General features: G+C 74.7%; 22 protein-coding genes. 5 read left to right on the forward strand and 17 right to left on the reverse strand.

What is annotated here, in order from left to right:
- Window positions 1-121 precede the first annotated feature (121 nt).
- Window positions 122-1,906, forward strand: a complete 1,785-nt coding sequence (locus ACIBA9_RS07285; protein ID WP_399360486.1) for a serine hydrolase — start codon at window positions 122-124, stop codon at window positions 1,904-1,906.
- Window positions 1,907-1,928: 22 nt separating this feature from the next.
- On the opposite strand, the gene ACIBA9_RS07290 is transcribed toward ACIBA9_RS07285, so the two are convergent.
- The 4 genes from ACIBA9_RS07290 to ACIBA9_RS07305 form a co-directional block, all read right to left on the reverse strand.
- Window positions 1,929-2,801, reverse strand: coding sequence for an oxygenase MpaB family protein (locus ACIBA9_RS07290; RefSeq protein ID WP_399360488.1), 873 nt, complete (start codon window positions 2,799-2,801; stop codon window positions 1,929-1,931).
- Between the two features lie 129 nt (window positions 2,802-2,930).
- The gene (locus tag ACIBA9_RS07295) at window positions 2,931-4,199 is read right to left on the reverse strand and encodes an APC family permease (RefSeq protein ID WP_399360490.1); all 1,269 of its coding nucleotides are present in this window, start codon (window positions 4,197-4,199) and stop codon (window positions 2,931-2,933) included.
- 116 nt (window positions 4,200-4,315) lie between these two features.
- Window positions 4,316-4,768 carry an FMN-binding protein gene (locus tag ACIBA9_RS07300; protein ID WP_399360492.1) on the reverse strand — a complete coding sequence of 151 codons (453 nt, stop codon included), beginning with the start codon at window positions 4,766-4,768 and terminating at the stop codon, window positions 4,316-4,318.
- 9 nt (window positions 4,769-4,777) lie between these two features.
- Window positions 4,778-6,130, reverse strand: a complete 1,353-nt coding sequence (locus ACIBA9_RS07305) for a ferric reductase-like transmembrane domain-containing protein (protein WP_399360494.1) — start codon at window positions 6,128-6,130, stop codon at window positions 4,778-4,780.
- Window positions 6,131-6,301: 171 nt separating this feature from the next.
- On the opposite strand from ACIBA9_RS07305, the gene ACIBA9_RS07310 reads away from it, so the two are divergent.
- The 3 genes from ACIBA9_RS07310 to ACIBA9_RS07320 all read left to right on the forward strand — a co-directional run bounded on the left by ACIBA9_RS07310 (window position 6,302) and on the right by ACIBA9_RS07320 (window position 9,155).
- Window positions 6,302-7,042, forward strand: coding sequence for a response regulator transcription factor (locus ACIBA9_RS07310; RefSeq protein ID WP_399360496.1), 741 nt, complete (start codon window positions 6,302-6,304; stop codon window positions 7,040-7,042).
- Entirely contained in the window at window positions 7,039-8,520 is a 1,482-nt protein-coding gene (locus tag ACIBA9_RS07315) for a sensor histidine kinase (protein WP_399360498.1), read from the forward strand. The genes ACIBA9_RS07310 and ACIBA9_RS07315 overlap by 4 nt, the downstream gene beginning before the upstream one ends.
- Window positions 8,521-8,639: 119 nt before the next feature.
- Window positions 8,640-9,155, forward strand: a complete 516-nt coding sequence (locus ACIBA9_RS07320) for a DUF2231 domain-containing protein (protein ID WP_399360500.1) — start codon at window positions 8,640-8,642, stop codon at window positions 9,153-9,155.
- 39 nt (window positions 9,156-9,194) lie between these two features.
- Here ACIBA9_RS07320 and ACIBA9_RS07325 read toward each other — a convergent pair whose 3' ends face one another.
- On the reverse strand, window positions 9,195-10,373 hold the full coding sequence (locus tag ACIBA9_RS07325) for an acyl-CoA dehydrogenase family protein (protein WP_399360502.1): 1,179 nt from the start codon (window positions 10,371-10,373) through the stop codon (window positions 9,195-9,197).
- Window positions 10,374-10,550: 177 nt separating this feature from the next.
- Window positions 10,551-10,925 carry a ferredoxin gene (locus ACIBA9_RS07330; protein WP_399361246.1) on the reverse strand — a complete coding sequence of 125 codons (375 nt, stop codon included), beginning with the start codon at window positions 10,923-10,925 and terminating at the stop codon, window positions 10,551-10,553.
- 131 nt (window positions 10,926-11,056) lie between these two features.
- Between ACIBA9_RS07330 and ACIBA9_RS07335 the strand changes: the two genes are divergently transcribed.
- Complete coding sequence (locus ACIBA9_RS07335) at window positions 11,057-11,422, forward strand: DUF6479 family protein (RefSeq protein ID WP_399360504.1); 366 nt, start codon at window positions 11,057-11,059, stop codon at window positions 11,420-11,422.
- 21 nt (window positions 11,423-11,443) lie between these two features.
- Here ACIBA9_RS07335 and ACIBA9_RS07340 read toward each other — a convergent pair whose 3' ends face one another.
- From ACIBA9_RS07340 to ACIBA9_RS07390, 11 genes are all read right to left on the reverse strand, one after another.
- On the reverse strand, window positions 11,444-11,920 hold the full coding sequence (locus ACIBA9_RS07340) for an RpiB/LacA/LacB family sugar-phosphate isomerase (protein WP_362159149.1): 477 nt from the start codon (window positions 11,918-11,920) through the stop codon (window positions 11,444-11,446).
- Between the two features lie 50 nt (window positions 11,921-11,970).
- A complete protein-coding gene (locus tag ACIBA9_RS07345; RefSeq protein WP_399360506.1) occupies window positions 11,971-13,224 on the reverse strand; it encodes an ANTAR domain-containing protein in 1,254 nt (417 codons plus the stop codon).
- 379 nt (window positions 13,225-13,603) lie between these two features.
- Complete coding sequence (locus ACIBA9_RS07350; protein WP_399360508.1) at window positions 13,604-14,629, reverse strand: glycosyltransferase family 9 protein; 1,026 nt, start codon at window positions 14,627-14,629, stop codon at window positions 13,604-13,606.
- Window positions 14,626-16,059, reverse strand: coding sequence for a PfkB family carbohydrate kinase (locus ACIBA9_RS07355; RefSeq protein WP_399360510.1), 1,434 nt, complete (start codon window positions 16,057-16,059; stop codon window positions 14,626-14,628). Before ACIBA9_RS07355 ends, ACIBA9_RS07350 begins: the two co-directional genes overlap by 4 nt.
- Window positions 16,056-16,862, reverse strand: a complete 807-nt coding sequence (locus ACIBA9_RS07360; protein ID WP_399360512.1) for an SIS domain-containing protein — start codon at window positions 16,860-16,862, stop codon at window positions 16,056-16,058. The genes ACIBA9_RS07355 and ACIBA9_RS07360 overlap by 4 nt, the downstream gene beginning before the upstream one ends.
- A complete protein-coding gene (locus ACIBA9_RS07365) occupies window positions 16,859-18,091 on the reverse strand; it encodes a glycosyltransferase (protein ID WP_399360514.1) in 1,233 nt (410 codons plus the stop codon). The genes ACIBA9_RS07360 and ACIBA9_RS07365 overlap by 4 nt, the downstream gene beginning before the upstream one ends.
- Entirely contained in the window at window positions 18,088-19,050 is a 963-nt protein-coding gene (locus ACIBA9_RS07370) for a glycosyltransferase (RefSeq protein ID WP_399360516.1), read from the reverse strand. Before ACIBA9_RS07370 ends, ACIBA9_RS07365 begins: the two co-directional genes overlap by 4 nt.
- Window positions 19,047-20,057: a glycosyltransferase family 9 protein gene (locus ACIBA9_RS07375; RefSeq protein WP_399360518.1), complete on the reverse strand. Its 1,011-nt coding sequence runs from the start codon at window positions 20,055-20,057 to the stop codon at window positions 19,047-19,049. Before ACIBA9_RS07375 ends, ACIBA9_RS07370 begins: the two co-directional genes overlap by 4 nt.
- The gene (locus ACIBA9_RS07380; protein ID WP_399360520.1) at window positions 20,054-20,641 is read right to left on the reverse strand and encodes an HAD-IIIA family hydrolase; all 588 of its coding nucleotides are present in this window, start codon (window positions 20,639-20,641) and stop codon (window positions 20,054-20,056) included. Before ACIBA9_RS07380 ends, ACIBA9_RS07375 begins: the two co-directional genes overlap by 4 nt.
- Complete coding sequence (locus tag ACIBA9_RS07385) at window positions 20,638-21,633, reverse strand: glycosyltransferase family 2 protein (RefSeq protein ID WP_399360522.1); 996 nt, start codon at window positions 21,631-21,633, stop codon at window positions 20,638-20,640. The genes ACIBA9_RS07380 and ACIBA9_RS07385 overlap by 4 nt, the downstream gene beginning before the upstream one ends.
- The gene (locus ACIBA9_RS07390) at window positions 21,630-23,264 is read right to left on the reverse strand and encodes a carbamoyltransferase (protein ID WP_399360524.1); all 1,635 of its coding nucleotides are present in this window, start codon (window positions 23,262-23,264) and stop codon (window positions 21,630-21,632) included. The genes ACIBA9_RS07385 and ACIBA9_RS07390 overlap by 4 nt, the downstream gene beginning before the upstream one ends.
- Window positions 23,265-23,290: the final 26 nt, after the last annotated feature.

Here is a 23,290-nt window from a genome sequence, read left to right on the forward strand (position 1 = left end):
GACGCTCTGTCAGATTTACCGACGGACATCTCGCGCCCCGTTGACACGCCCCCACCGTGACAGGAAAGTTTCACCGTGCGGGGCGAGCCCCGAAAGATTCTTTCAGGCGGGAGGCCGCGCGATGACGGACAATCACACAGGCGGACAGGCATACGGGCTGACGCGCCGTCGGCTGGTGGCGGGCTCCCTGGCGTCGGGCGGAGCGCTGGCCCTCGCCGCGCTGCCCGCGGGTCCGGCGGCCGCGGCATCCGGCCCGGCGCGGCCCACTCTGCGCCGCGGCACAGCCGAACAGGCCGGGCTGCTCCCCGCGCATCTGCGGCGGCTCGTCACGGACGCCGAGGCCTTCCTCGGCCCGTCGCCGGCCCACCCCTGGTACGCGGGCGCGGTCCTGCTCGCGGGACGCGGCGGCACCGTGGCCCTGCACGAGCCGATCGGGATGGCGGTGCGCTACTCCGGCTACGACGAGAAGAGCGACACCGGCGTCGAGCTGCCGACCGAGCGGCAGCTGCCGATGACCCGGGACACCGTCTTCGACCTGGCCTCCGTCTCCAAACTGTTCACCTCGCTGCTCGCGGTGCAGCAGATCGAGCGGGGCGCGCTGCGGCTGGAGGGGAAGGTCGCCGCGTACGTCCCGGAGTTCGGCGCCGCCGGCAAACAGGATGTCACGATCCGTCAACTGCTCACCCACACGTCGGGTTTCCGTCCCTGGATCCCGCTGTACACCGCCTCGACGCACGAGGCGAAACTCCGGCTCGTCTACGACGAGGCACCGCTCAACCCGCCGGGCACCGTCTACCTCTACTCGGACCTGAACCTGATCTCGCTCCAACTCGTACTGGAACGGGTCACCGGCCGCACCCTGGACGTGCTGCTGCACGACGACGTCACCGGTCCGCTGGGACTGCGGCGCACCCGCTACAACCCGCCCGCCTCCTGGAAGCCGGCGATCGCGGCCACCGAGGACGCACGCCGGCCCTGGTCGGGGCTGGACCGCGGGATGGTGTGGGGCGAGGTGCACGACGAGAACGCGTTCACCCTCGGGGGCGTGGCCGGGCACGCCGGGGTGTTCTCCTGCGCGTGGGACCTCGCGGTCCTCGGCCGCACCCTGCTCAACGGCGGCTCCTACGGCCGCGACCGGATTCTGCGGCGGGAGTCGGTGGACCTGATGTTCACCGACTTCAACACCGCCTTCCCCGGCGACGCCCACGGCCTCGGCTTCGAGCTCTACCAGCACTGGTACATGGGTGCGATGGCCACCCCGCGCACGGCCGGGCACACCGGCTTCACCGGCACCTCGCTCGTCCTCGACCCCACGACCGACTCCTTCCTCGTCGTCCTCGGCAACTCCGTGCATCCGGTGCGCACCTGGCGTACCGGCTCCGCGCCGCGGGTCGCCGCCGGGAACAACCTGGCCCGCGCGGTGCCGGTGCGCCCCGCGCGGGGCCGTACGGCCTGGTTCTCGGGCCTGGCGAGCGCCACGTCCGCCACGCTCGCGCTCCCGGCCCTGGACACCTCCGCCGGTGCGGCGAGTCTGCGCTGCGCCCTGTGGTGGGACACCGAGCCCGGGCCGGACGTCCTGGTCCTGGAGTCCGCCACGGACGGCGGTACGGTCTGGCAGCCGGTCCCGTTCACCACCTCACGGCCCGGCGAGGACCCCCAGGACCACCCGTCGGGCACGCTCACGGGCTGGTCGGGCCGCGTCTGGCACCGGGTGACCGCGCACCTCCCCACCCACCACCGGCTGTCCCTGCGCTGGCGGTACACCACCGACGGGCGGTACGTCGGCCGGGGCGTGTACGTCGACGACCTGCGGGTGCGGGCGGCCGGGGAGGTGCTGTTCGACGGCACACGCCCAGGGGACGCCGCACGCGTCACCGCGGCGGGATGGGAGCGGTCGGGCGACTAGGAGGGCGGATGCGGGACGCACCTCAGGAGGCGGCTGTGGATCCGTGCGGTGCGGGGCGCGCCTGCGGGCCGAGTCTCGCCATGGCGCGCAGGATGTGCCGGGGTGGGAGCTGCCAGCGCACCCGTGCGGGGACGCGGCGCAGCAGGGACCCGGTGGTGCGCAGTCTGCGGGTGACCACGGCGGGGGGCGGAGCGGGTCTGCCGTACAACTCGTGGGCGTACGGGGGCAGGGCGGCGTACGCCAGGTGCGCCACGCGTCGCCACAGCAGCTCGCGCGCGGGTGTGAGGAGGGGGTGTACGGGCGGGCGGAGCAGGAAGTCGTCCACTTCGAGGGCGTCGGGCCCCGCGGTCAGTCCGGGCCGCACCCGCTCGAAGTACGCGGCCAGTTCCGCCCGGTCGGCTGGTACCGTCCCGGGTTCGAGTCCCACCAGGCGGGCGCTGACGCGGTGTTCGGCGACGTAGCGGTCGGCCTGGGCGTCGGTCAGCGGGAAGCCGGAGCGGCGCAGCACGTGCAGATACGAGTCGATCTCCGCGCAGTGCACCCACAGCAGCAGCTCCGGCTCGCCTATGCCGTACCGCTCGCCGGTGTCGGGGTCGGTCGCCGTCAGCATGCCGTGGATCTTCCGTACCCGGGCCCCGGCCCGTTCGGCCGCCTCGGTGGTGCCGTAGGTCGTGGTCCCGACGAAGTCGGCGGTGCGCAGCAGCCGGCCCCACGCGTCGCGGCGGAAGTCGGAGTTCTGCAGGACGCCGCGGACCGCGCGCGGATGCAGCGCCTGGAGATAGAGCGCGCGGATCCCGGCGATCCACATCATGGGGTCGCCGTGCATCTGCCAGGTCACGGAGGCGGGCGTGAACAGCCCGGGGTCGCCCCTGTCGGAAGGTGTGACCACAGCCATCGGTTGTCACCTCTTGTCGTCGCCCACCCGCGCTTCGTGCGTCCCGACTCCAGATCGTAATCATCGGCGGTCATATGTCCATGGGCGCCTCACCACGGCAGCGGCCCACAAGCACTGTCGGCCGGTCCGTCAGAGCCGGCGGGTGAGCACTGCGCGCAGCCCGTACGCGGCGGCACCGGCCGCCATCACGGCGACGCCGGTCAGGACGGAGGTGAGGGGCAGGGCGAAGGCCAGCGCCAGACAGCCGGCCATACCGGTGATCGGAACGACGCGGGCCGGGCGGCCTTCGGCGGTGGTCAGGGTCCAGGCGGAGGCGTTGGCGATGGCGTAGTAGGCCAGCACGCCGAAGGAGGAGAAGCCGATCGCGTCGCGCACGTCCGCGACGGTGACCAGGACGGCGACGACCGCGCCGACGGCGAGTTCGGCACGGTGGGGCACCTGGAAGCGGGGGTGGATTGCGGCCAGCGCGTGTGGCAGATGCCGGTCGCGGGCCATCGCCAGCGTGGTGCGGGAGACCCCCAGGATCAGGGCCAGCAGCGAGCCGAGCGCCGCGACGGCCGCGCCCACCCGTACCACGGGGGCCAGTCCCGGCACGCCGGCGGCACGGACCGCCTCGACCAGGGGGGCGCCTGCGTGGGCGAGCCTGTCCGGCCCGAGTACCAGCAGGACACCGGCGGCGACCGCCGCGTAGACGGCCAGGGTGATGCCGAGTGCGACGGGGATCGCGCGGGGGATGACCCTCCCCGGGTCACGGACCTCCTCGCCGAGGGTGGCGATGCGCGCGTAGCCGGCGAACGCGAAGAACAGCAGGCCCGCCGACCGGAGCACTCCGCCGGGTGAGGCGTCCGCGCCGATGTCCAGGCGAGCCGCCGCCGTGACGTGCGACGTGAGGCAGGCGGTGACGACCGCGGCGAGGACCGCCAGGACCAGGGCGACGATCGCGCGGGTGAGCACCGCGGACGTGCGCACCCCGGCGTAGTCCACCGCGGTCAGCGCGACCACCGCCGCCACGGCGATCGCGTGTTCCCGCCCGGGCCACACATAGGAGCCCACGGTGAGGGCCATCGCCGCGCACGAGGCCGTCTTGCCGGCCACGAAGCCCCAGCCGGCCAGCCAGCCCCAGAACTCGCCAAGCCGTTCACGGCCGTACACATAGGTCCCACCGGACTTCGGGTACCGGGCGGCCAGGCGTGCGGAGGAGGTCGCGTTGCAGTAGGCGACCACCGCCGCGAGCGCCAGCCCGAGGAGGAGGCCGGACCCGGCCGCGGCGGCGGCCGGGGCGAGAGCGGCGAAGACACCCGCCCCGATCATCGAGCCGAGCCCGATGGCCACGGCGTCGGACATCCCCAGGCGCCGCTTCAGGCTCTCGCCGCCCCGCCCCGCCGCCGTCGTGTCCATGCTTCCACTCCCCGCGCCGACCGCCCTTGGCCGGCAAGAGCCGTATCCCGATCCCGGCGCACGGTATCCGACCGGGGTGAACGGCACGGGCGGCCAGACGGGGGCGGCCTCGGCCCTCACAGGGCCGCCGAGTCCAGCGCGGACTGGAGCGACCGCCGGTAGCCGTCGCTGGTGTACGTGGCGCCCGACACCATGTCGATGTCCGCGCTCTGCGCGGCCAGTGCCTCGCGCCGCAGTTGAGGCAGGGCGTAGCTGTTGATCTCCTGGTCGCGCGGGTTGCCCTGGGGGTAGTCCACGGCGTTGACATCGGTGAACTTGCCGCCCTGGAGCGTCACCCGTACCCGTACGGGCCCCCAGCGGGTCTGCACGGTGTCGCCGGTGACCGTCCCGGAGCGGGTCGGCGCGGGCGCGGTCGAGCCGCTCGACACCGTCGATGACGTGGCGCTCGTCGGCTCCGGCGCGGGGGTGGTGTGCGGCTTCAGCGACAGCAGCAGCACCATGGTGGAGACCGTGGCCGCGCCGGCCAGCACGATCCGACGCAGCGGGCGGTTCTTCCTCAAGGGATGCATGGTGCGGCCTCACAGCTCGAACGACTCGTGGTGGATACGGCGGTCCGGGACCCCGGCCGCCCGCAGTGCCTCGTACACGTCCCGCGCGAATCCGTGCGGGCCGCAGACGTAGACGTCGTGGCCCGGCAGGCCCGGGAACGTCGTGCGCAGCCACTCCGCCGTGAGGTGCGGACGCTCCCCGCCCGGACCGTTCAGCGCGTACAGCACCCGCGCGCCGCGCCGGCGGGCGATCTCCTCCAGTTCGCCGCCCAGCGCCAGATCCTCGGCGCAGTGCGCTCGATAGAGGAGGGCGACCTCGCCGGGCAGTGTCTCGAACAGTGTCCGCAGCGGCGTGACACCGGATCCGGCCGCGATGAGCAGGGAACGGTGGCTGGTGGCCCGGTCGGCGGTCAGCGAGCCGTACGGGCCCTCCGCCCACACGCGGGTGCCGGGCCTGAGCAGGGCGACGGCCGCGCTGTGGTCGCCGATCGCCTTGACGGTGATCCGCAGCAGGTCCGGGCGCGGTGGCGCGGACAGGGAGTACGGCGTCGACGCCCAGCGCATGCCGTCGCAGAGGAACCGCCAGCGGAAGAACTGCCCGGGCCGCGCCCCGAGCTCGTCCAGGCGCCGTCCGCGCACCACGACCGAGTACACGCCCCGAGCCTCTTCGTGCACCGAATCCACGCGCAGCCGGTGGCGCCGGTTGAGCCGGACCGGGACGAGGACGCGGAACCACAGCACGAGGGAGGCGACGCCCAGGTACAGGGCGTACCAGAAGGCGGTGGCGACCGGCTTGCCGTTGAACTCCTCGCCGAGGGTCACCTGGTGGAAGAAGGCGAGGAAGACGGCCGCGTAGGTCAGCAGGTGGACGTAGTACCAGAACTCGTGGCTGGTGCGGCGGCGCGCGGCCCGGACCGAGGTGACGCCGACCGCGAGGAGGATCACCGTGCCGGCGGTCGCCTTGAGCATGTCGGGGTAGTTCAGGACGACGTTGATGGTCTCGCGCCAAAGGGAGGCCCGGTCCTGGGCGGCGTACCCGGCGAGGATCAGTGCGACGTGCGCGACGAGCAGGCAGATCGTGTAGCGGCCGGCCATGGCGTGCCAGCGGGCCACCCGGTCGGAGCCGATCCGTCTCTCCAGCGGCGGCACCCGTGCCATCAGGCCGACCAGGACCGCGCAGGCGTAGCCGCACAGCAACCCGGCGATCCGTCCGGCGCCGGTCAGCCTGCCGGCCGTGCCGACCACGGACGCGGTGTCGGCCCACCACAGCGCGAGCACGGCCACCGCGCCGCCCCACAGCACGGCCGGCACCAGGCCGGCGAGGGAGCGCCGCGCGATCACGGGTGCGGGCGGGGCCGCCCGCCGGACCTTCACGGTGGTCATCGATCGCCGTCCCTTCGTACGTCGTGCCCGGTCGCCACGACTTGCCTGGCCACTGTGGGGGCCGAAGCTCTGAAAGACCTTTGAGTAAGAGCCGGGCGGGCCCACTCAAAGGAAACTCAGAGGAACGGGGTGCGCCGGGCGCGCCGCGGACGAGCGATGCTGGTATACGCCATGAACAGCACCCGCCCCGGTCATCCGGTCCTCACCCGCCCCGACGGCACTCCGCCGCGTGTCCTCGTCGTCGACGACGACCCCGATCTGGCCGAGGTGCTCACCGGAGTCCTCGGCTACGAGGGCTGGGAGGTGCGGGCGGCCGGCGACGGTGCCGCCGCGCTCACGGTGGCGCGGGAGCTGCTGCCCGACGCCGTCGTCCTGGACGTCATGCTCCCGGACACCGACGGCTTCGCGGTGCTGCGCCGCCTGCACCAGATCAAGCCCGACGTGTGCGTGCTCTTCCTGACGGCCCGGGACGCGGTCGAGGACCGGATCGCCGGAATCACCGCGGGCGGCGACGACTACGTCACCAAGCCCTTCAGCCTCGAGGAGGTGGTGGCCCGGCTGCGCGGTCTGCTGCGCCGCGCGGGCATGGCACGCACACAGGACGAGGGTCCGCGGCTGATCGTGGGCGACCTGGTGATGGACGAGGACGCCCACGAGGTGACCCGAGGCGGCGCGCTGATCGAGCTCTCGCCGACCGAGTTCGAACTGCTGCGCTTCCTCATGCGCAACCCGCGCCGCGTCCTCAGCAAGGCGCAGATCCTCGACCGCGTGTGGTCGTACGACTTCGGCGGCCGGGCCCATGTGGTCGAGCTCTACATCTCCTACTTGCGCAAGAAGGTCGACGCGGGCCGCGAACCCATGATCCACACGGTGCGGGGCGCCGGTTACGTACTGAAGCCGGTGTCCCGGTGACGCGCCGATCCGGCGCGCGTCGCCCGCGCCCGCTGCCCCGGCCTCGCACCCTGCGCGCCCGCCTCACGGTCGGCCTGGTGGTGCTGCTGGCGGTGAGCTGCGCGGCCGTCGGCCTCGCCGCGGTCGTCGAGCTGAACGGCTTCCTCACCCGGCGCCTGGACGAACAGCTCGTCCAGGTCGGCACCCGGTTCCCGCAGAGCCTGGAGCACAACGGCAAGCTGCCGAGCGATCACGACGGTGACGAGTACGGCGACACCCGCCGACAGGCGACCGGCACCTTCGGGGCCCGTCTGGTGGACGGCAGGGTCACCAACAAGGGGCTCATCCGGTCGGGCGACCCGGCGGCGGACCTGCGCATCGGCCTGACCGCGCGGGACGCTGCCCGGCTGGCCCGGGTGCCGACCGACGGCAGGCCCCGCACCGTCGACCTGTCCGCGCTGAACGACTACCGGGTCGTCGCCTCCCCCGGCCGCGACGGGGACGTCCTGATCGTCGGTCTGCCGCTGGAACCGGTCCAGGCCACGGTGCACCGGCTGGAGGTGGTGTCCGGCGTCGTCTTCGGTTTCGCCCTCCTGGTGACCGGCGTCGCCGGCGCCTTCTGGGTGCGCTGGTCGCTGCGGCCGCTCGGCCGGGTCACGGCCACCGCCACGCGTGTCAGCGACCTTCCGCTCGCCAGCGGGCAGGTGACGTTGCCGGCGCGCGCACCGGACACCGACCCGGGCAGTGAGGTCGGGCGTCTCGCCGCGGCCTTCGACCGCATGCTCGGCCATGTCGAGGACGCGCTGACCAAGCGGCACGCCAGTCAGGAGCGGCTGCGCCGCTTCGCCGCCGACGCCAGCCACGAGCTGCGTACGCCGGTCGCCTCGGTCCGCGGTCACGCCGAGCTGGCGCTCCTGCACCCGGCAGCGGTGCCGCCCGAGATCACCCGGGCCCTGCGGCGCATCTCGGCGGAGTCCGCCCGCATGGGCGAGATGGTCGACGACCTGCTCCTGCTCGCCCGTCTCGACGCCGGCCGCCCCCTGGAGCGCCTTCCCGTCGACCTGACCCGCCTGGTCCTGGACGCGGTCACCGACGCCCGTGCGGCCGGCCCCGGCCACCGCTGGATCCTGGACCTGCCCGAGGACCCGGTGACCGTCCCGGGCGACGCCCACCGTCTCCACCAGGTGCTGGCCAACCTGCTGGCCAACGCCCGTCTGCACACACCCGTCGGCACGAAGGTCACGGTGACGCTGGAGACGGATGGCGACTCGGCTCTCCTCTGCGTCCACGACGACGGTCCCGGCGTTCCCGAGGACGTGCGCCCGGACGTCTTCGAGCGCTTCACCCGGGCCGAACACCGCCGTCATCCGGACGCCTCGGGCGGCGGAGCGGGTCTGGGCCTCTCGATCGTCGCGGCGGTGGCGCAGGCGCACGACGGGAGCGTGGGCCTGGAGAGTGCTCCGGGCTCCACGACCTTCACGGTCCGCTTGCCACGGTGAGGGGTGACCGAGCCGGGGACCGCATAGGGCGGCTCGACCGGCTGCTCGGTCGGTTGAGAGCCAACGGAGAGGTTCCTGTGCCAGTGTGGCGCGCCCACACCCCCCATCAGGAGCCCTCGATGACTCTGATCAACGGTCTGCCCGCACATGTGCTGCTCGTCCATGTGGTGGTGGTGCTGATACCCCTGACCGCGCTGGCCCTGGTGGCGGCCGCGCTGTGGCCGCGTGCCGCCCGGCGCCTGGGCGTGCTGCTCCCGGTGCTCGCTCTCGTCGGCCTGATCAGCGTGCCGTTGACCACGCAGGCCGGCGAATGGCTGGAGCGGCACGTGGCCGACGACGCCATGGTGCGCCGGCACACCGAGCTCGGTGACGGACTGCTGCCGTGGGCCCTGGGTCTGTTCGCGCTGGCGCTCGTCGTGTGGTGGGCGGGGCGGCAGGGGCCGGCGGAGCCCGGGAGGCAGGGCGGCGGCGCACGCTGGTCCGCACTGCCGGTAAGGATCGTCGTCGGCGTGCTCTCGCTGGCCGTCGCGGTGGGGGCGGTCGTGGACGTCTACCGGATCGGCGACTCCGGGGCCAAGGCCGCCTGGCACGACGCGTACTCGAAGACGGCGACGGGGGCGGAGCACGGCTCCTGAGACGGCCCCTGCCGGCTCCGGGCGGCTCGTTTGCCGGGGCTATCGCCGCACCCTCGGCATCCCCAGGCCGATCCAGGAGATGATCTCGCGCTGGATCTCGTTGTTGCCGCCGCCGAAGGTGAAGATCACCGCCGAGCGGTAGCCGCGCTCCAGTTCGCCGTGCAGGACGGCGGCCGCCGAGCCCTCCTTGAGGGTGCCGGCCGCGGCGAGGATCTCCATGAGCCAGGCGTAGGCGTCCCGGCGGCCCTCGGAGCCGTAGACCTTGACGGCGGAGGCGTCGTGCGGGGTGAGCGTGCCGTCCTGGACGGCCGAGACCATCTGCCAGTTGAGGAGCTTCATCGCCTCGAGCCGGGTGTGGGTACGGGCCAGCAGCCGGCGCACCCAGGGCAGATCGGCCACCCGGCGGCCGTCGGCGAGCTTGGTCTCCCGTGTCCAGCGCTGCACGTCGTGCAGGGCGCGGATGGCCATGGTGCCGTGGGCGGCGAGCGTGACGCGCTCGTGGTTGAGCTGGTTGGTGATCAGCCGCCAGCCCTGGTTCTCCTCGCCGACGCGGTGGGAGACGGGGACGCGGACGTTCTCGTAGTAGCTCGCGGTGGTGTCGTGGGAGGCGAGGGTGTTGATGACCGTGCAGGAGTAGCCGGGGTCGGAGGTCGGTACGAGGAGCATGGTGATGCCCTTGTGCGGCGGCGCCTCGGGGTCGGTGCGCACGGCCAGCCACACCCAGTCCGCGGTGTCGCCGTTGGTGGTCCAGATCTTCTGCCCGTCGACGACGTAGTGGTCGCCGTCGCGTACGGCCCGGGTCCGCAGGGCGGCGAGGTCGGTGCCGGCTGCGGGCTCGCTGTAGCCGATCGCGAAGTCGATCTCGCCGGAGAGGACGCGGGGCAGGAAGTAGGCCTTCTGCTCCGGTGATCCGAACCGCATGAGCGTCGGGCCGACGGTGTTCAGGGCCATCAGGGGCAGGGGTACACCGGCCTGCGCGGCCTCGTCGAAGAAGATGAACTGCTCCATCGCCGTCATGCCGCGGCCGCCGTACTCCTCGGGCCAGCCGACGCCTAGCCAGCCGTCCGCGCCCAGCTTGCGGATGGTGTCCCGGTAGAACCGTTTCCGCGCCGCCGGGTCGGCGTACCGGGCGTAGGCGTTGTCCGGGACCAGCCGGGCGAAGTAGGCGCGCAGCTCGGCGCGCAGTCCCTGCTGCTCGGGCGTGTGATCGAGGTGCACGGCGCCTCCAGGCTGCCAAGGGCGGTCCTGACGGCGCACACCGTAGAACGTGTTCCAGAAATTGGGAATGGCGGGCCCGGCGCGATTTGTCACCGCCACAGCCGCCGCCGGAAGGCTGCCGACGGTGCGGCGGCCACCGTGACAGTCAACAGGCCTTCGTCGGGGCGGCCGGGGCGGTCACCCGAGGGTCTCCAGGAAGTGCGAGCACGCCTCGGCGCAGGCCCTGCACGTCGCCGCCGAGGACTCGGCGCCCGGGTAGGCCTCGAAGGCGTGGGCGCAGTCCAGGCAGACCGAGCGGCACCACTCCAGCCGGACCCGGATGGCGTCCTCGTCCTGCCGGGTGTCCTCGCTCAGCACACGGCAGGTGGCGTCGCACACCTCGGCGCACATGATGCCCATGCGGCGTACGCGCTCCTGGCACTCGCTGCCGTCCGGTTCGACCAGGCTCGCCCGGATCGCACAGGTCCGGGCGCACTCGGTGCACGCCTGGGCACAGGTGAAGCGGTCCTCCAGGAACCGGTACAGCTGCTGTTGCGAAATCGACGGTGTCACGCTGTGCGGGTAGCCGGGGCGCGGGGTGGCAAACCACTGCCGGGGGCCGTCGGCCGGGGTCGCCGACCGTCGACGATCGGACACCCAAAGTGTCCTGGTTCGTACCGTTGTGGGAGGGGTATTTCTCTCGCATGACTACCGCATCGACGCAGTTGGCCGCAGCGAGCGGCTTGGTGAGCCTGGTGATGTTCGTCGTGGCCATGGGCGTCCTCGCACTGCTCGCCGGCGGCTTCTGGATGAACTCCCGGATCAAGTACCGCGAGTCCGCTCGGCCCCGGCCCGAGGAACAGCCCCGGCTGCCGGCCGAGGGAGCGGTGCACGAAGTGCGGGAGAACCGCGAGGGCTCGGAGATCCCGCAGATACCGAAGGGTGGCCGCCCGCTGACCCCGTACGAGCTGAGCAACATGCACTCCAGGCCGAGCGAGTCCAAGGACCGGCCGCGCTGGAGCAGCGGTTCCAGCGGCTCGTTCGGCGGCGGCGGCCTCGGCGCCCACTGAGGTCCGTTTGAACCTGGTGGATCAGGCGTCCGGCGTGTGTCGGGATCCCGTGCGGCCGGCGGTGTCCAGGCGGCCGACGTGCGCCACGTTCCGCACGTCCTCCGGGTCGTCGCTCGGCTCGGCGGCGAACCAGGCGTCGAGGATCTCCCCCAGCAGCGCTTGTGAGGTCAGACGCAGGCCGAGCGCCAGGACATTGGCGTCGTTCCAGCGCCGGGCGCCCTGCGCGGTGGCGGCGTCCGTGCACAGGGCGGCGCGTACGCCCGGCACCTTGTTGGCGGCGATGGAGGCGCCGGTGCCGGTCCAGCAGCACACCACCGCCTGCTCGGCCGCCCCCTCGGCGACATCGCGGGCGGCCGCCGCCGAGCAGACGGCCCACCGGGCGTCGGCCCCGGGCCGCAGCGCACCGTGCGTACGCACCTCGTGCCCACGGCGGCTCAGCTCGGCCACGAGAAGGCGGGCCACGGGTTCGTCCATGTCGGAGGAGACGGAGATCCGCATGGGGGGAGCCTAGCGCGGGCATCCCGCGGCCGTCCGCCTGCGGGAGCGGGTCAGGCGGCGGGGCGCGTCAGCGTCCGGTGGAGGTGCTCGAGCGCGTCGAGCAGTACCGAGCGGTGGTACCAGCTCAGCCATGCCGCCGTGTCGCGGGCCAGCGCGCCGAGGGCCTCGTCCCGCGCGGCGGTGGGACGGTCGCCGGCGCCGGACCGGAGCAGGGTGATCACACCGGTGCAGGAGCCCGCCGAGGACAGCACGGGCACGCTCTGCAGGGCACGGGTGCCGGTGGTCAGCAGGGCACGCCGGTTCTCGTCGCAGAGCAGGGGATCGGTGGCCACGTCGGCCACGGTCACCGGGCGCCCTCGCGTCCGGGCGGCCGCGTCGGCCGTGCCGTCGCCCCGGCCGCGCACCACGTGGTCGAGGTAGGCCTCGGCGCAGCCGTGGTGGGTCTCCAGTGTGAGCGCGTTGACGGCAGGGTCCACGAACTGCACGTACCCGGCGGGCGCCCGCCCGATGGCCAGCGCCTCGCGCAGCACCGCGTCGACCATCTGCCGCCGGTAGCGCGGATCCCGGCCACCCCGGCCCAGCAGCCGCAGCGGGGGCACGGGCAGGGGCCGACGGCCCGGGAACCACACCTCGCCCTCCGGGGGCCGGGCCACCACGACGGCGGAGACGAGGACACGCAGCGGTACGTTGAACCGCTGCGAGGCCTCCCGCAGCGCCCGGAAGGCGCTGCCCGAGTCCGGCAGGCCGTAGCGGGCCATCAGCGTGCCCTGCGCCATGCCGATCACCGGGGCGGTGCGCACCCGGGCGCGCAGGGCGCGGACCTCCTGGTGAAGGTCCTCGTAGGAGGGGCGCAGCGGGTCCGCCATCTCCGAGCGCCAGGCGGGCGGTTCCTCCACCCGGGCGGCGCCGCGGGCCAGCTCGCGCAGTGCCTCGTCGAGGGTGGCGTACAGCCGTACGCCGTCCAGACACGCGAGGTGCACCGCCTCGCGCACTCCGGGGCGGGCCCTGACGATGATCAGGTCGGGGCGTCCGGTGCGGGCCCGGGCCGTCTCACTGAGCGTGCGGAGCACGGCCGAGCCGGTCAGCTGCGCGTGGGCCATGTCGAGGACGGGGCGCAGTCCGGCGCGGTCGGCCTGTTCCAGATGGCCCCTCAGCTCCGCCGACCAGGACCGGGCTCCGTGCGCGTCGAGACTGCCGGACATGCGCAGGAGCAGGGCGCCCTCGGCGGGGAGTCCCTCGACGACGGAGGACTCGATCACCAGCGCGGCGGCCGGTACGCCGAGACGGTCGGGAGGAGCTTTCATGGCATCACCCAGACAGGAACGTCGCACGGTACTCGGTCGGCCTCTTTCCTGACCTTGAACCACCTTGCACGGTGGGCAGGAGGGGCTCAACCGCTGCGGTGGTGCGGGCGCCACGCGGCGCGCCGCCCGGGTGAGGCCACGGCCTCCCGCTTCCGGTGGCGGTGCGGCGGCGCGGGGCGGGTCGGGGTACATCGTGCGGCTCGGCGTATGTACCGCCGAGTGGGTGACGTTCCGGGCGCCGCCGCGCTCGGCCCCGCGCCGGCTCCGGCGCGCCCGCGCCCGGGTCGCCGCCCGGTTGACGCCCGGTCGCGGAACCGGTGGGTGCGGCTGGGGGCCGGTGGGCGCGGCCGAGGGGCCGAAGGTGCGGCTCGGGGGCCGTTCAGTGGAGGACTCGCGCCGTCTCCGGTCGGTGGCGCGGGGGCCGGTCGCGGGCGGGCCGGAGCAGCATCAGGCAGGCCGCGGCGACCTCGCCGGTGCTCAGCCGCATCAGACGGGCGTCCGGGGTGCGACCGTGCGGGTCGCCGGGCGGTCCGGGCCGCCACAGGGCCAGATGGTCCGGGCTGCGGGGCGGCCCCCACAGACGCGGGGAGACGGGGCCGAACAGGGTGACGGAGCGGGTGCCGTGGGCGACCGCGAGATGTGCCAGGCCGGTGTCGCCGCTGAGCACCAGGGACGCCTCGGCGACCAGTGCCGACAGCTCGCGCCAGGGCAGACCGCCGGTGAGTACGTCGCCCGCCCGCTGCCCGCCGCGCTCGGCGACCGCGCGCACCAGGGCGTCCTCGTCCGGGCCGCCGGTGAGGACCACTCGGTGTCCTGCGGCGCGCAGGCAGCGTACGACGGCGGCGAACCGCTCCCCCGGCCAGCGGCGCGAGCCGGAGGCGGCTCCCGGGTGCACGACCACCGCGCCCGGCGCCGGCGAGGGTGTGTCGGGGCGGGGCAGCCGCAGGTCCAGGGGGTCGGCCGCGATGCCGTAGCCGCGCAGGAAGGCGCACCAGCGGCTCCGCTCGTGGGCGTGGCCCTGCCAGGGCGGCCCGTCCGGGCAGGCGTGGGCGAGCAGACGGCGTGGGCGCAGGGCGGCGAGCGCGTCGCGGCTCTCGGGGCCGTTCCCGTGCAGGTCGATCGCGACGTCGGGCGGCGCTCCGGTCCAGCGCCCGAGGGACGGCACCGCCCGGCCCGGCGCCTCGGCGGCCAGCACGGCGTCGATCGCGCCGGTGGCCAGGGCGGGTTCGGCCAGCCCCGCCGGCTGGGCGAGGAGGATCCGGTGCCTCGGGAAGGCTCGCCGGATGCCGCGCAGCGCGGGCACACCGGCCAGGAGATCACCCAGTCCGAGCGCGCGCAGTACCAGGACGGTCGGGGGGTGCGCCGTGGCCGGGAGGCCGGCGGCCGGTGCGCACGCGGGGCTCACCCCGTCGGTCCTTGCGTCCGTGCCGGGGTCAGGGCCGCGCGGCGCGCCAGGCCCGTGGTGGACCGGCCGTCGAGGTAGGGCAGCAGCAGGACCTGGCCGCCCCAGCTCTCCACCAGGGGCTGTTCGGGCAGCCGGGTGCGCGCGTAGTCGCCGCCCTTGGCCCAGATGTGCGGGCGGAGTTCGCCGAGGATGCGTTCGGGCGTGTCCTCGTCGAAGACCGCTACGGCGTCCACGCACTCCAGGGCGCGCAGCACCCGGACGCGGTCGGCGACCGGGACGAGCGGGCGGCCGTCACCCTTGCGACGACGCACCGAGCCGTCGGAGTTGACGCAGACGACCAGGCAGTCACCGGCCCGGCGGGCGGCCTGGAGCAGCGCGACGTGCCCGGCGTGCAGCAGGTCGAAGCAGCCGCCCGCGGCGACGACGGTTCCGCCCGCCGCCCGGATCCGGGCGGCCGTACGCACCGCGTCCGAGGTCGTGTCCGCGCCGGACGCGCCCTCGGCCCGCGCACGCGGCTCCTCGGGCGTGGCGATCGCGCGGGCACCGCCTTCGGCCACGTAGCGGCTGGCGGCGTGCACGGCCGCCTGCACGGCGGCCTCGGTGAGCGTGCCGTCGGCGAGCAGTCCGGCGGCGGTCGCGGCGAACCGGTCCCCGGCTCCACAGGGGTCCCGGTCCGCGGCGGCCGGCGTCGGCACGAGCAGCGGCGTCTCACCGTGGGAGAGCAGCGCGCCACGCTCGCCCAGGGTCACGGCGACGGCGCCGACCCGCCAGGCGCCGACGAGCGTGCGGGCGTCGCGGGCGGCCGTGCGCAGGCCCGCCTCGTCGGTGCGGTCGTCCGCGTCGTCGGCCAGTTCCCGGGCGAAGGCGCGGGCCTCCTGTGCCGAGGGGGTGGCCAGCCGGACGCCGGGAACCGGGGCCCGGCCCCGTACATGGGGGTCCCAGACGACGGGTGCCCCGCCGGCCGCGGCGCTCAGGGCCGCCCGCAGGACATCGGCGGTGCCCCGGCCGTAGTCCGCGACCAGGACGCCCCCGGCACCGGTGACGGCGGCCTCGGCGGCCTCGGTGGCCGTGCGGGCGCGGCCCTCTCCGTCGTCCAGGCGCAGCAGTGGCCGGTCCCCGGCGAGGATCCGGGTCTTGCTGCTGAGGGTGCCGTCGAGCGGCACCTCCACCAGGTCGACGCGGTCGGCCAGCAGTTCGCGCAGGGTGTCGCTGGCCGCGTCGTCGCCGAGCGCGGTGACGAGGGTGACCGGGCGGCCGTCGCCGGCGGCGAGGCAGGCGGCGAGGGCCGCGCCGCCCGGACGCGAGCTTCGCCGGGTGCCGTGCACCACCGGCACCGGTGCGTCGGGGGCCAGCCGTTCGGCGCGGCCGCACAGATCGTGGTCGAGCAGGGCGTCTCCCACGACGACCAGGGGTGTGCGAGAGGTGCTCATGCCTGTCCCTTCCCGGGGGCCGCGGGTCCGTCGGGCGTGGCCCGGCCGACGGCCGGGTCCGCGCGTCCGGTGCGTCGGCCGCCGGCCCCCGGCCTGCCGTGGGTCTGCCGCGCGGAGTCCGTCCCCGGCCCGGCGTCCGCGACCTGCTCCTCGCGCGCGCCCGCCTCCCCCCGCTCGACCGCGTCGTCGAACGCCTCGCAGAGCATGTGCACGGCGACCAGGTGCACTTCCTGCACGGTGGCGGAGAGCGGGGCGTCGACGCACACCGCCTCGTCGGCGTCGAGCTGGAGGGGGTTGGGCGGGCGCCCCGTCAGCGCCCACACCGTCATGCCGAGGTCGCGGGCGCGCTCGGCGGCGGCCAGCAGGTTGGCGCTCGCGCCGCTGGTGGACAGCAGCATGAGCACGTCTCCGGGGCGGCCGTGGGCGGCGGTCTGCCGGGCGAACACCTCCTGCACGCCGTAGTCGTTGGCGATCGCGGTCGTGGAGGAGGTGTCGGCGTGCAGTGCGAGCGCGGAGAACGGCGGCCGGTCCTCGCGGTAACGTCCGACCAGTTCGGCCGTCAGATGCTGTGCCTGCGCGGCGCTGCCGCCGTTGCCCGCGACGAGCAGCCGGGCGCCGCCGCCGAGACGCCGGGCGAGTGCGGTGCCCCAGCGTTCGATGAGCGGGCCCTGGTCGCGGAAGGTCTCCAGCGCCTTGACCAGGTCGTCGCAGTGGGTGACGTCCGGGAGTGCCTTCGCGGCAGAGAGCGCCTCGGATCCGCTCTGCGCGCCGGTGACCGGCTTCGTGCTGGTGACGGGCCTCATCGGACGACTCCGGAGAGCGAGTGGGCCGAGCAGGCGGCGCCGTAGGCTCCGGCCACGCCGTCGGCCACGCGGTCCCAGGTGTAGTGGGCGAGGACCCGTTCGCGGCCGGCGGCGCCGTAGCGGGCGAGCCGGTCGGGGTCGGCGAGCAGGGAGCGGACGACCGCGCCGAGGTCGTAGTCGTGGTCGGCCGGGACGAGGACGCCCGTGGTGCCGTCCACGACGGTGTCGAGCTGGCCGCCCACCGCGGTGGCCACCACGGGGGTGGCGCAGGCCATGGCCTCCAGCGGGACGATGCCGAAGGGCTCGTACAGGGGCAGCGACAGCACCAGGTCGGCCTGGGACATCAGCCGGGGCATCCGGGCCCTGCCGACCCCGCCGAGGAGGGTCACCCGGTCGGACACCCCGTACTCGCCGGCGATGCGGTGGAGGCGCGCGGCCTCGGGCTCGGAGCCGAGTAGGTGGGCCTCGGGGCCGCCGGCGATGAGGAGTTCGGCGTCGGGGACGCCGGCCAGGGCGCGGATGGCGTGGTCGAAGCCCTTGCGGGGCACCAGCCGGCCGACGGTCAGCAGCCGCCGCCGCACACCGGGCGGCCGGGGCGGCGCGACGGGCGCGAAGGCGTCGGGGTCCACTCCGCAGGGCACGACGCTGATCCGGTCCTCCGGCAGGCCCATGGCCTTCAGTTCGGCGACCTCGTCGCTGCATGTGGCGATGATCCGGGCGCACTCGTGGCCGATGGCCTCCTCGATCGCGAGGCGTGCGGCCGGGCTGGTGTCGGCGGCGCCCTGGTAGCGCTTCTTCACGGTGCCGAGCGCGTGGTAGGTCTGGACGACGGGGACGCCGAGTCCCCGGGTGCCGGTCAGGGCGGCGAGGCCGGACATCCAGAAGTGGGCGTGCACCACGTCGGGTGGGCTCGTCGCCCACTGCCGGGCCAGGAAGTCGCCGAACTCGGGCATGTACGGCAGGAGTTCGTCCTTGGGGACGGGTGTGGGCGGGCCGGCCGGCACATGCACGAGCTGCACGCCGTCGATCAGGGTCACCCGGTCGGGCAGACTCGTCGAGTCCCGCCGGGTGTACACCGTGACCAGGTGTCCCCTTCTGGCGAGTTGCCGGGCGAGCTGGGCCACGTACACGTTCTGGCCACCCGCGTCCGGTCCGCCGAGCGCGGCCAGGGGGCTGGCGTGCTCGGAGACCATGGCGACGCGCCCGGCCGTGTGCGGGATGCGGGTCATCGGGTGACCTCCTTGATCAGGCGCTCCCAGTCGTCCAGGAAGCGCCGCTCTCCGTAGCGGGCCTGTGCCGCGGCGCGGGCTGTCTCGCCCGTGCGGCGCGCGTGCTCCGGTTCGGCGAGGAACGCGCGGACGGCGTCCTCCAGTACGTCGAGGCGGTTGGAGACCACCCCGGCGCCGTCGGGTACGGCCTCGCGGACCTCGGTGGTGTCCAGGGCGACCACGGGCATGCCCAGGAACATGGCCTCCAGCAGGGACAGTCCGAGCGAGGTCCAGCGCACGGGGTGCAGATAGACCCGGCACCTGGCCATCTCGCGGTGCAGCCGGTGCTGGGGCAGGTCGCGGGTGCGGCAGCGCTCGGGTGGCAGGCCCAGGTACGCGGCGAGTTTGTCGGCGCGCATCCCGAAGACGTCCAGCGGAGCGGCCCGGGCGAAGCGGGGCAGCAGGTCCGTTCCGGTCGTACGGCCCCTGCGCACGGGTTCGTTGACCACGACCGCCGCGCGCCGTTCGGTGCCGGTCCACAGCGGGCCGGGGTCGATGACGCCGTGCTCCACGACCTCGGTCGGGGCGCGGCCGTTGTCCCACATCAGCCGGTTGAAGTGGGTGACGTGGACGATGGGGATCCTGGACTGCCCGGCCAGCGCGTGGAGTTGGCGCTCGGGTGAGGCGTCGGGGCTGTTGTGCTCGACGTACACGGCGGGCACGTCCACGCCGGGGCGCCGGCCGGTCCAGCGCGGGGCCAGGTCGAGTTCGTGCGGCCGTTGCAGCACCATCAGGTCGATGTCGTCGTGCCGTAGTTGGTCCGGGGTCCGTTCCCGTACGGACGCCGGCCAGTCCCAGGTCACGGCCCTGCCCAGCCCGTCGGGTCCCCGGTCGTCGGTGACCGGGACCAGGTAGGTGTGGGGGCCCTGCACGAAGGGGGTGAGCCATGAACCGTGCACGTGCCATACGAGGATGTTCATGAGTGCCGCTCCTGGATGAGCTTGTGCACCGCGCGCACCACGTCCTGCCCGGTGACCTCGTCCAGGCAGGGGTGGCCGGGCACCGGGCAGGTGAGGGCCCTGGTGTCCGCGCATGGCGCCGACTGGTCGCCGAGCAGGATGACGGGGACGCCGTACGGCGCCCAGCGCGCGGCGGGTACCACCGGCGCGAACAGGCTGACCACGGGTGTGCCGACGGCGGCGGCGAGGTGGGCGGGGCCGGTGTTGGCGCTGACGACGACGTCGGCGAGGCGCAGTACCCCGGCCAGGGTGCGTGGTCCGGTCCGGCCGCCGAGGTCCACGGCCAGGCCGCCGGCGACGTGCCGGGTGAGATCCTCCTCGCCGGGGCCGCCGGTGACGACCACGCGGTGCCCGGCGTCGGCGAGCAGCGACACGGCCTCGGCGCACCGGTGGGGGCTCCAGGCGCGTGCGGGTGCGCTGGCGCCGGGGTGGAGGACGACGTATGGGCCGTTGCCGGTCAGGCCGCCGGTGTCGGGGGGAGGCAGCACGCGCAGCCGGCCGTCGTCCCCGGGCGGCGGTTGGAATCCCATGGCGGCGGCGGTGTCGAGGGCCGCCTCGGCCTCGTGCCGGCCCTCCCGCCTGCGGTGGCGTACGTCGAGCAGCCGCCCGGCGTGGTCCACGCTCTCGGCGCCGATCCGGCCGACGCCCGCGAGCCGCAGCAGCAGCGCGGTGGGCAGCGGGCTCTGGTGGTACGAGGTGAGGACCAGGGCGGCGTCGTAGGCTCCGGCCCGCAGCCGCCCGATCAGCGCGTCCACGTCCGCCGGGACGACCGGGGGCGGGTCGAAGCCCTCCCAGGGCGCCTCCCACACCAGCACCTCGTCGACGCCGGGCAGCAGCCGGGCGGCGTCCGCCCCGCGCGGGCCGCAGAGCAGCGTGACGTGCCCGGCGTGGGCGGCGACGGCGCGTACGGCGGGGCCGGCGAGCAGCACGTCACCGAAGCTGTCGAGCCGGACGACGAGGGCCCTCATCGCGACCGCCTCCCGGCCGGAGCGTCGGCACACTCCACGGGGTCGGGTCGTCCCGGATCCTCCACGTCCTCCAGAGCGCCGCGTACCGCGCTCGGCAGGTCGGGGGCGCTCACCGGGGCGAAACGTTCCACCTCGTCCGTCGCGGTGGCCGCGTTCGGCACCAGCACGCCACGCGCGCCCGCCGCCCGGGCGGCCAGGACGTCGGCCGCGATGTCGCCGACCACCAGGCACGCGGCGGGCGGGACGCCCAGGCGGGCGGCGGCCGCCAGGATCAGACCGGGGCGCGGCTTGCGGCAGCCGCAGCCGGTGTCCGGGGCGTGCGGACAGAACAGCCACACGTCCAGCCCGCCGAGCAGCGCGTCGGCGCGCGCGTTGACGCGGCGCACCTGTCCGGCGGTGAGCAGTCCGCGCCCGATGCCGGACTGGTTGCTGACCACACCGGTGGCCAGGCCGTGGGCCCGCGCCAGCGCCACGGCCCGCGCGGCGCCCGGCAGCAGCCGGACCCGGTCGGGGTCGCCGTTGTACGGCACGTCCGCCACGAGGGTGCCGTCGCGGTCGAACAGGACGGCGGACACGGTACTCACCCGGCACCTCCGAGGGGCCTGGCATGCCGGTGGCGGACGATTCCGCGCAGCCAGTGCCGGACGGCGAGGGGCGGGATGAGCACGCTGGTGCCGAGCATCCCGGCGACCTCGCGGGTGGTGCGCGGTCCGGGAAGGATGCGGGCGAGGGCGAACTCGGCGGTGCCCAGCGTCCACAGCGCCGCGCACACGCTCGCGGCCCGGCGGCGGCCGGTGAGCGCGCAGGACGTGGCGGCGAGCGCGGCGCCGGTGACCGCGAGGTGGCGGCGCAGCCGGCCCCGGGGCGCCTGGGCGCGGTCCCACCAGTCGCGCCCGTGCAGCCGGTTCATCAGCGCGTCGTCGGCGTTGCCGCGCTGGGCGGGCAGGGAGGCCCACCAGTGCGCAGGGCGGACCGGGTGGCGGGTGACCCGTGTGCCGCGCTCCAGCGTCCAGCCGGCCCGCTCCACCCGCAGGGCGAGGTCGGCGTCCTCCCGGAAGGCGCGCGGGAAACGTTCGTCGAAGCCGCCGACCCGGGTGAGGGCCCGGGTGCGGTAGGCCATGTCCGCCGTCGCCCAGGCGGCGTTCTCCAGGCCCTTGGTGTTGCGTTCCCAGTCGGTGGGCCGGCGGTCCGCGGGCAGCGGGACCCGCAGTCGCCCCTGGATGCCGCCGACCTCCTCCCCGGCCTGCCGCAGATCCTCGGCGAGCAGCCGGGACCAGTCGGGGAGCACCTGGACGTCGTCGTCGAGGAAGACCGTCCAGGGTGTACGGACGGAACGCCAGCCGGCGTTGCGGGCGGCGGCCGGCCCCTTGCCGCAGGTGCGCAGGGTGCGCACCCGGTCCAGGAGTTGTCCGGCCGACTGGAGCGGCAGGTCGCCGTCCGGCTCGGGCCGGTCGTCCACGACGATCACCTCGTGCGGGGCGTGCCCGGCCGCCTCGGCGAGGGCGCGCAGGCACTCGGCGAGGCACGGGCGGCCGATCGTCGGGACGACGACGGTGTAGGCGGGCGTGTCACTCATGCGAACGCCTTCCCTCGACGGATCGCGAACGGTCCCAGCACCAGCAGGTCGACGGGGGCCGAGCCGAAGCACTCCAGCGCGTCCCGGGGGTCGTCGACCATGGGCCGGACGGCGGTGTTCAGGCTGGTGTTGACCACGACCGGCAGGCCGGTACGGCGTTCGAAGCCGTCGATCATCCGGGCCACGAGGGGTTCCTGGGCGCGGTCCACGGTCTGGATGCGCGCGGTGCCGTCGACGTGGACGACGGCCGGGATGCGGGCCCTCCAGTCCGCGGCGACGTCGTGCACGAACAGCATGTGGGGGCTGGGCAGCGGTCCGTCGAACAGGTCGGCCGCCCGCTCGGCGAGCACCATCGGGGCCACCGGGCGGAACTCCTCGCGTCCCTTGACCGCGTTGAGCCGCTCCAGGTTGGCGGCCTTGCCCGGGTGGGCGAGCAGCGAGCGGTGGCCGAGCGCGCGCGGACCGTACTCGCTACGGCCCTGGAACCAGGCGACGATCCCGTCGGCGGCCAGCGCCTCGGCGGCCGTCTCCGCGATGTCGGCGGGCTCCTCGTAGGGTACGGCCGCCCGCTCCAGCCACTCGCGCAGTTCGGCGTCGCTCCAGCCACGGCCGAGGGCGGCGGTCGGCATCGGCTCCAGGGTGTCCTTCTGGCCGGCGATGTAGGCGGCGGCGCCCAGGGCGGTCCCGGCGTCGCCGGCGGCGGGCTGCACCCATACGTGCCGGAAGCCGCTCTCCCGCCACAGCCGGGTGTTGGCGACGCAGTTCAGCGCGACGCCGCCGGCCAGGGTGAGCGCGTCCTCGCCGGTGCGCTCGCGCAGCCCGCGGGCGAGCGCCAGCATGGTCTCCTCCAGGCACAGCTGGGCGCTGGCCGCGAGGTCGGCGTGGTCCTGGTTCCAGGAGCCGTCGGCCGGTCGGGCCGGGACGAGTTCGGTCCAGGGCACCGGGCGGGCCCGGAAGCCGCCCCGGTCGTCGGCGTGGACGTAGGCGCGCAGCCGGTCGGCGAAGCGCGGGGTGCCGTAGGAGGCGAGGGCCATGACCTTGAACTCGTCGCTGCTGCGCAGGAAGCCGAGGTGCTCGGTGAGGTCCTCGTAGAACAGGCCGAGGGAGTCGGGCAGTTCCTGGGTGCCGAGGACGGTCAGCTCGCGGTTGGTGCAGCGGCCGGCCAGGTGGGAGCCGCACTCGCCGCGGCCGTCCAGGACGAGGACGGCGCAGTCGGGGTACGGCGAGACGGATCCGGCGGAGGCGGCGTGCGCCACGTGGTGGGCGACGAAGCGGACCTTGGCGGGGTCGAGTCCGGGCAGGGCCTCGGCGAGGAACTCCGGCGCCCGGCGGGCGTACTCCTGGCGCAGCGCGTCCCAGGGGTCGTGCAGTCCCAGCCGGGCGGCGGGGCGGGCGAGCGCGGGGTCGTAGGAGTAGGCGACGGCGTCCAGGTCGGACGGTTCGAGGCCGGCCTGCCGCAGGCACCAGCGGGCCGACTGCTCGGGAAGCTCCCAGGCGGAGAAGGGCAGGGGTCGCTTGCCGTGCTTGCGGCGGGAGAACCGCTCCTCCTCCGCCGCCGCCATGACCTTGCCGTCTGTGATCAGGGCCGCGGCGGGGTCGTGGAAGAGTGCGTTGATTCCGAGGACATGCATGCGCTGTCTCCAGGGCGGCTGGCGGG

The organism is Streptomyces sp. NPDC051452 (assembly GCF_044454765.1).
Lineage (GTDB): Bacteria > Actinomycetota > Actinomycetes > Streptomycetales > Streptomycetaceae > Streptomyces.

Bases quoted from the DNA above. Each gene is read 5' to 3' on its own strand.
- ACIBA9_RS07285 (WP_399360486.1), top strand. From the start codon at position 122: ATGACGGACAATCACACAGGCGGACAGGCATACGGGCTGACGCGCCGT.
- ACIBA9_RS07290 (WP_399360488.1), bottom strand. From the start codon at position 2,801: ATGGCTGTGGTCACACCTTCCGACAGGGGCGACCCCGGGCTGTTCACG.
- ACIBA9_RS07295 (WP_399360490.1), bottom strand. From the start codon at position 4,199: ATGGACACGACGGCGGCGGGGCGGGGCGGCGAGAGCCTGAAGCGGCGC.
- ACIBA9_RS07300 (WP_399360492.1), bottom strand. From the start codon at position 4,768: ATGCATCCCTTGAGGAAGAACCGCCCGCTGCGTCGGATCGTGCTGGCC.
- ACIBA9_RS07305 (WP_399360494.1), bottom strand. From the start codon at position 6,130: ATGACCACCGTGAAGGTCCGGCGGGCGGCCCCGCCCGCACCCGTGATC.
- ACIBA9_RS07310 (WP_399360496.1), top strand. From the start codon at position 6,302: ATGAACAGCACCCGCCCCGGTCATCCGGTCCTCACCCGCCCCGACGGC.
- ACIBA9_RS07320 (WP_399360500.1), top strand. From the start codon at position 8,640: ATGACTCTGATCAACGGTCTGCCCGCACATGTGCTGCTCGTCCATGTG.
- ACIBA9_RS07335 (WP_399360504.1), top strand. From the start codon at position 11,057: ATGACTACCGCATCGACGCAGTTGGCCGCAGCGAGCGGCTTGGTGAGC.
- ACIBA9_RS07340 (WP_362159149.1), bottom strand. From the start codon at position 11,920: ATGCGGATCTCCGTCTCCTCCGACATGGACGAACCCGTGGCCCGCCTT.
- ACIBA9_RS07345 (WP_399360506.1), bottom strand. From the start codon at position 13,224: ATGAAAGCTCCTCCCGACCGTCTCGGCGTACCGGCCGCCGCGCTGGTG.
- ACIBA9_RS07355 (WP_399360510.1), bottom strand. From the start codon at position 16,059: ATGAGCACCTCTCGCACACCCCTGGTCGTCGTGGGAGACGCCCTGCTC.
- ACIBA9_RS07360 (WP_399360512.1), bottom strand. From the start codon at position 16,862: ATGAGGCCCGTCACCAGCACGAAGCCGGTCACCGGCGCGCAGAGCGGA.
- ACIBA9_RS07365 (WP_399360514.1), bottom strand. From the start codon at position 18,091: ATGACCCGCATCCCGCACACGGCCGGGCGCGTCGCCATGGTCTCCGAG.
- ACIBA9_RS07370 (WP_399360516.1), bottom strand. From the start codon at position 19,050: ATGAACATCCTCGTATGGCACGTGCACGGTTCATGGCTCACCCCCTTC.
- ACIBA9_RS07375 (WP_399360518.1), bottom strand. From the start codon at position 20,057: ATGAGGGCCCTCGTCGTCCGGCTCGACAGCTTCGGTGACGTGCTGCTC.
- ACIBA9_RS07385 (WP_399360522.1), bottom strand. From the start codon at position 21,633: ATGAGTGACACGCCCGCCTACACCGTCGTCGTCCCGACGATCGGCCGC.
- ACIBA9_RS07390 (WP_399360524.1), bottom strand. From the start codon at position 23,264: ATGCATGTCCTCGGAATCAACGCACTCTTCCACGACCCCGCCGCGGCC.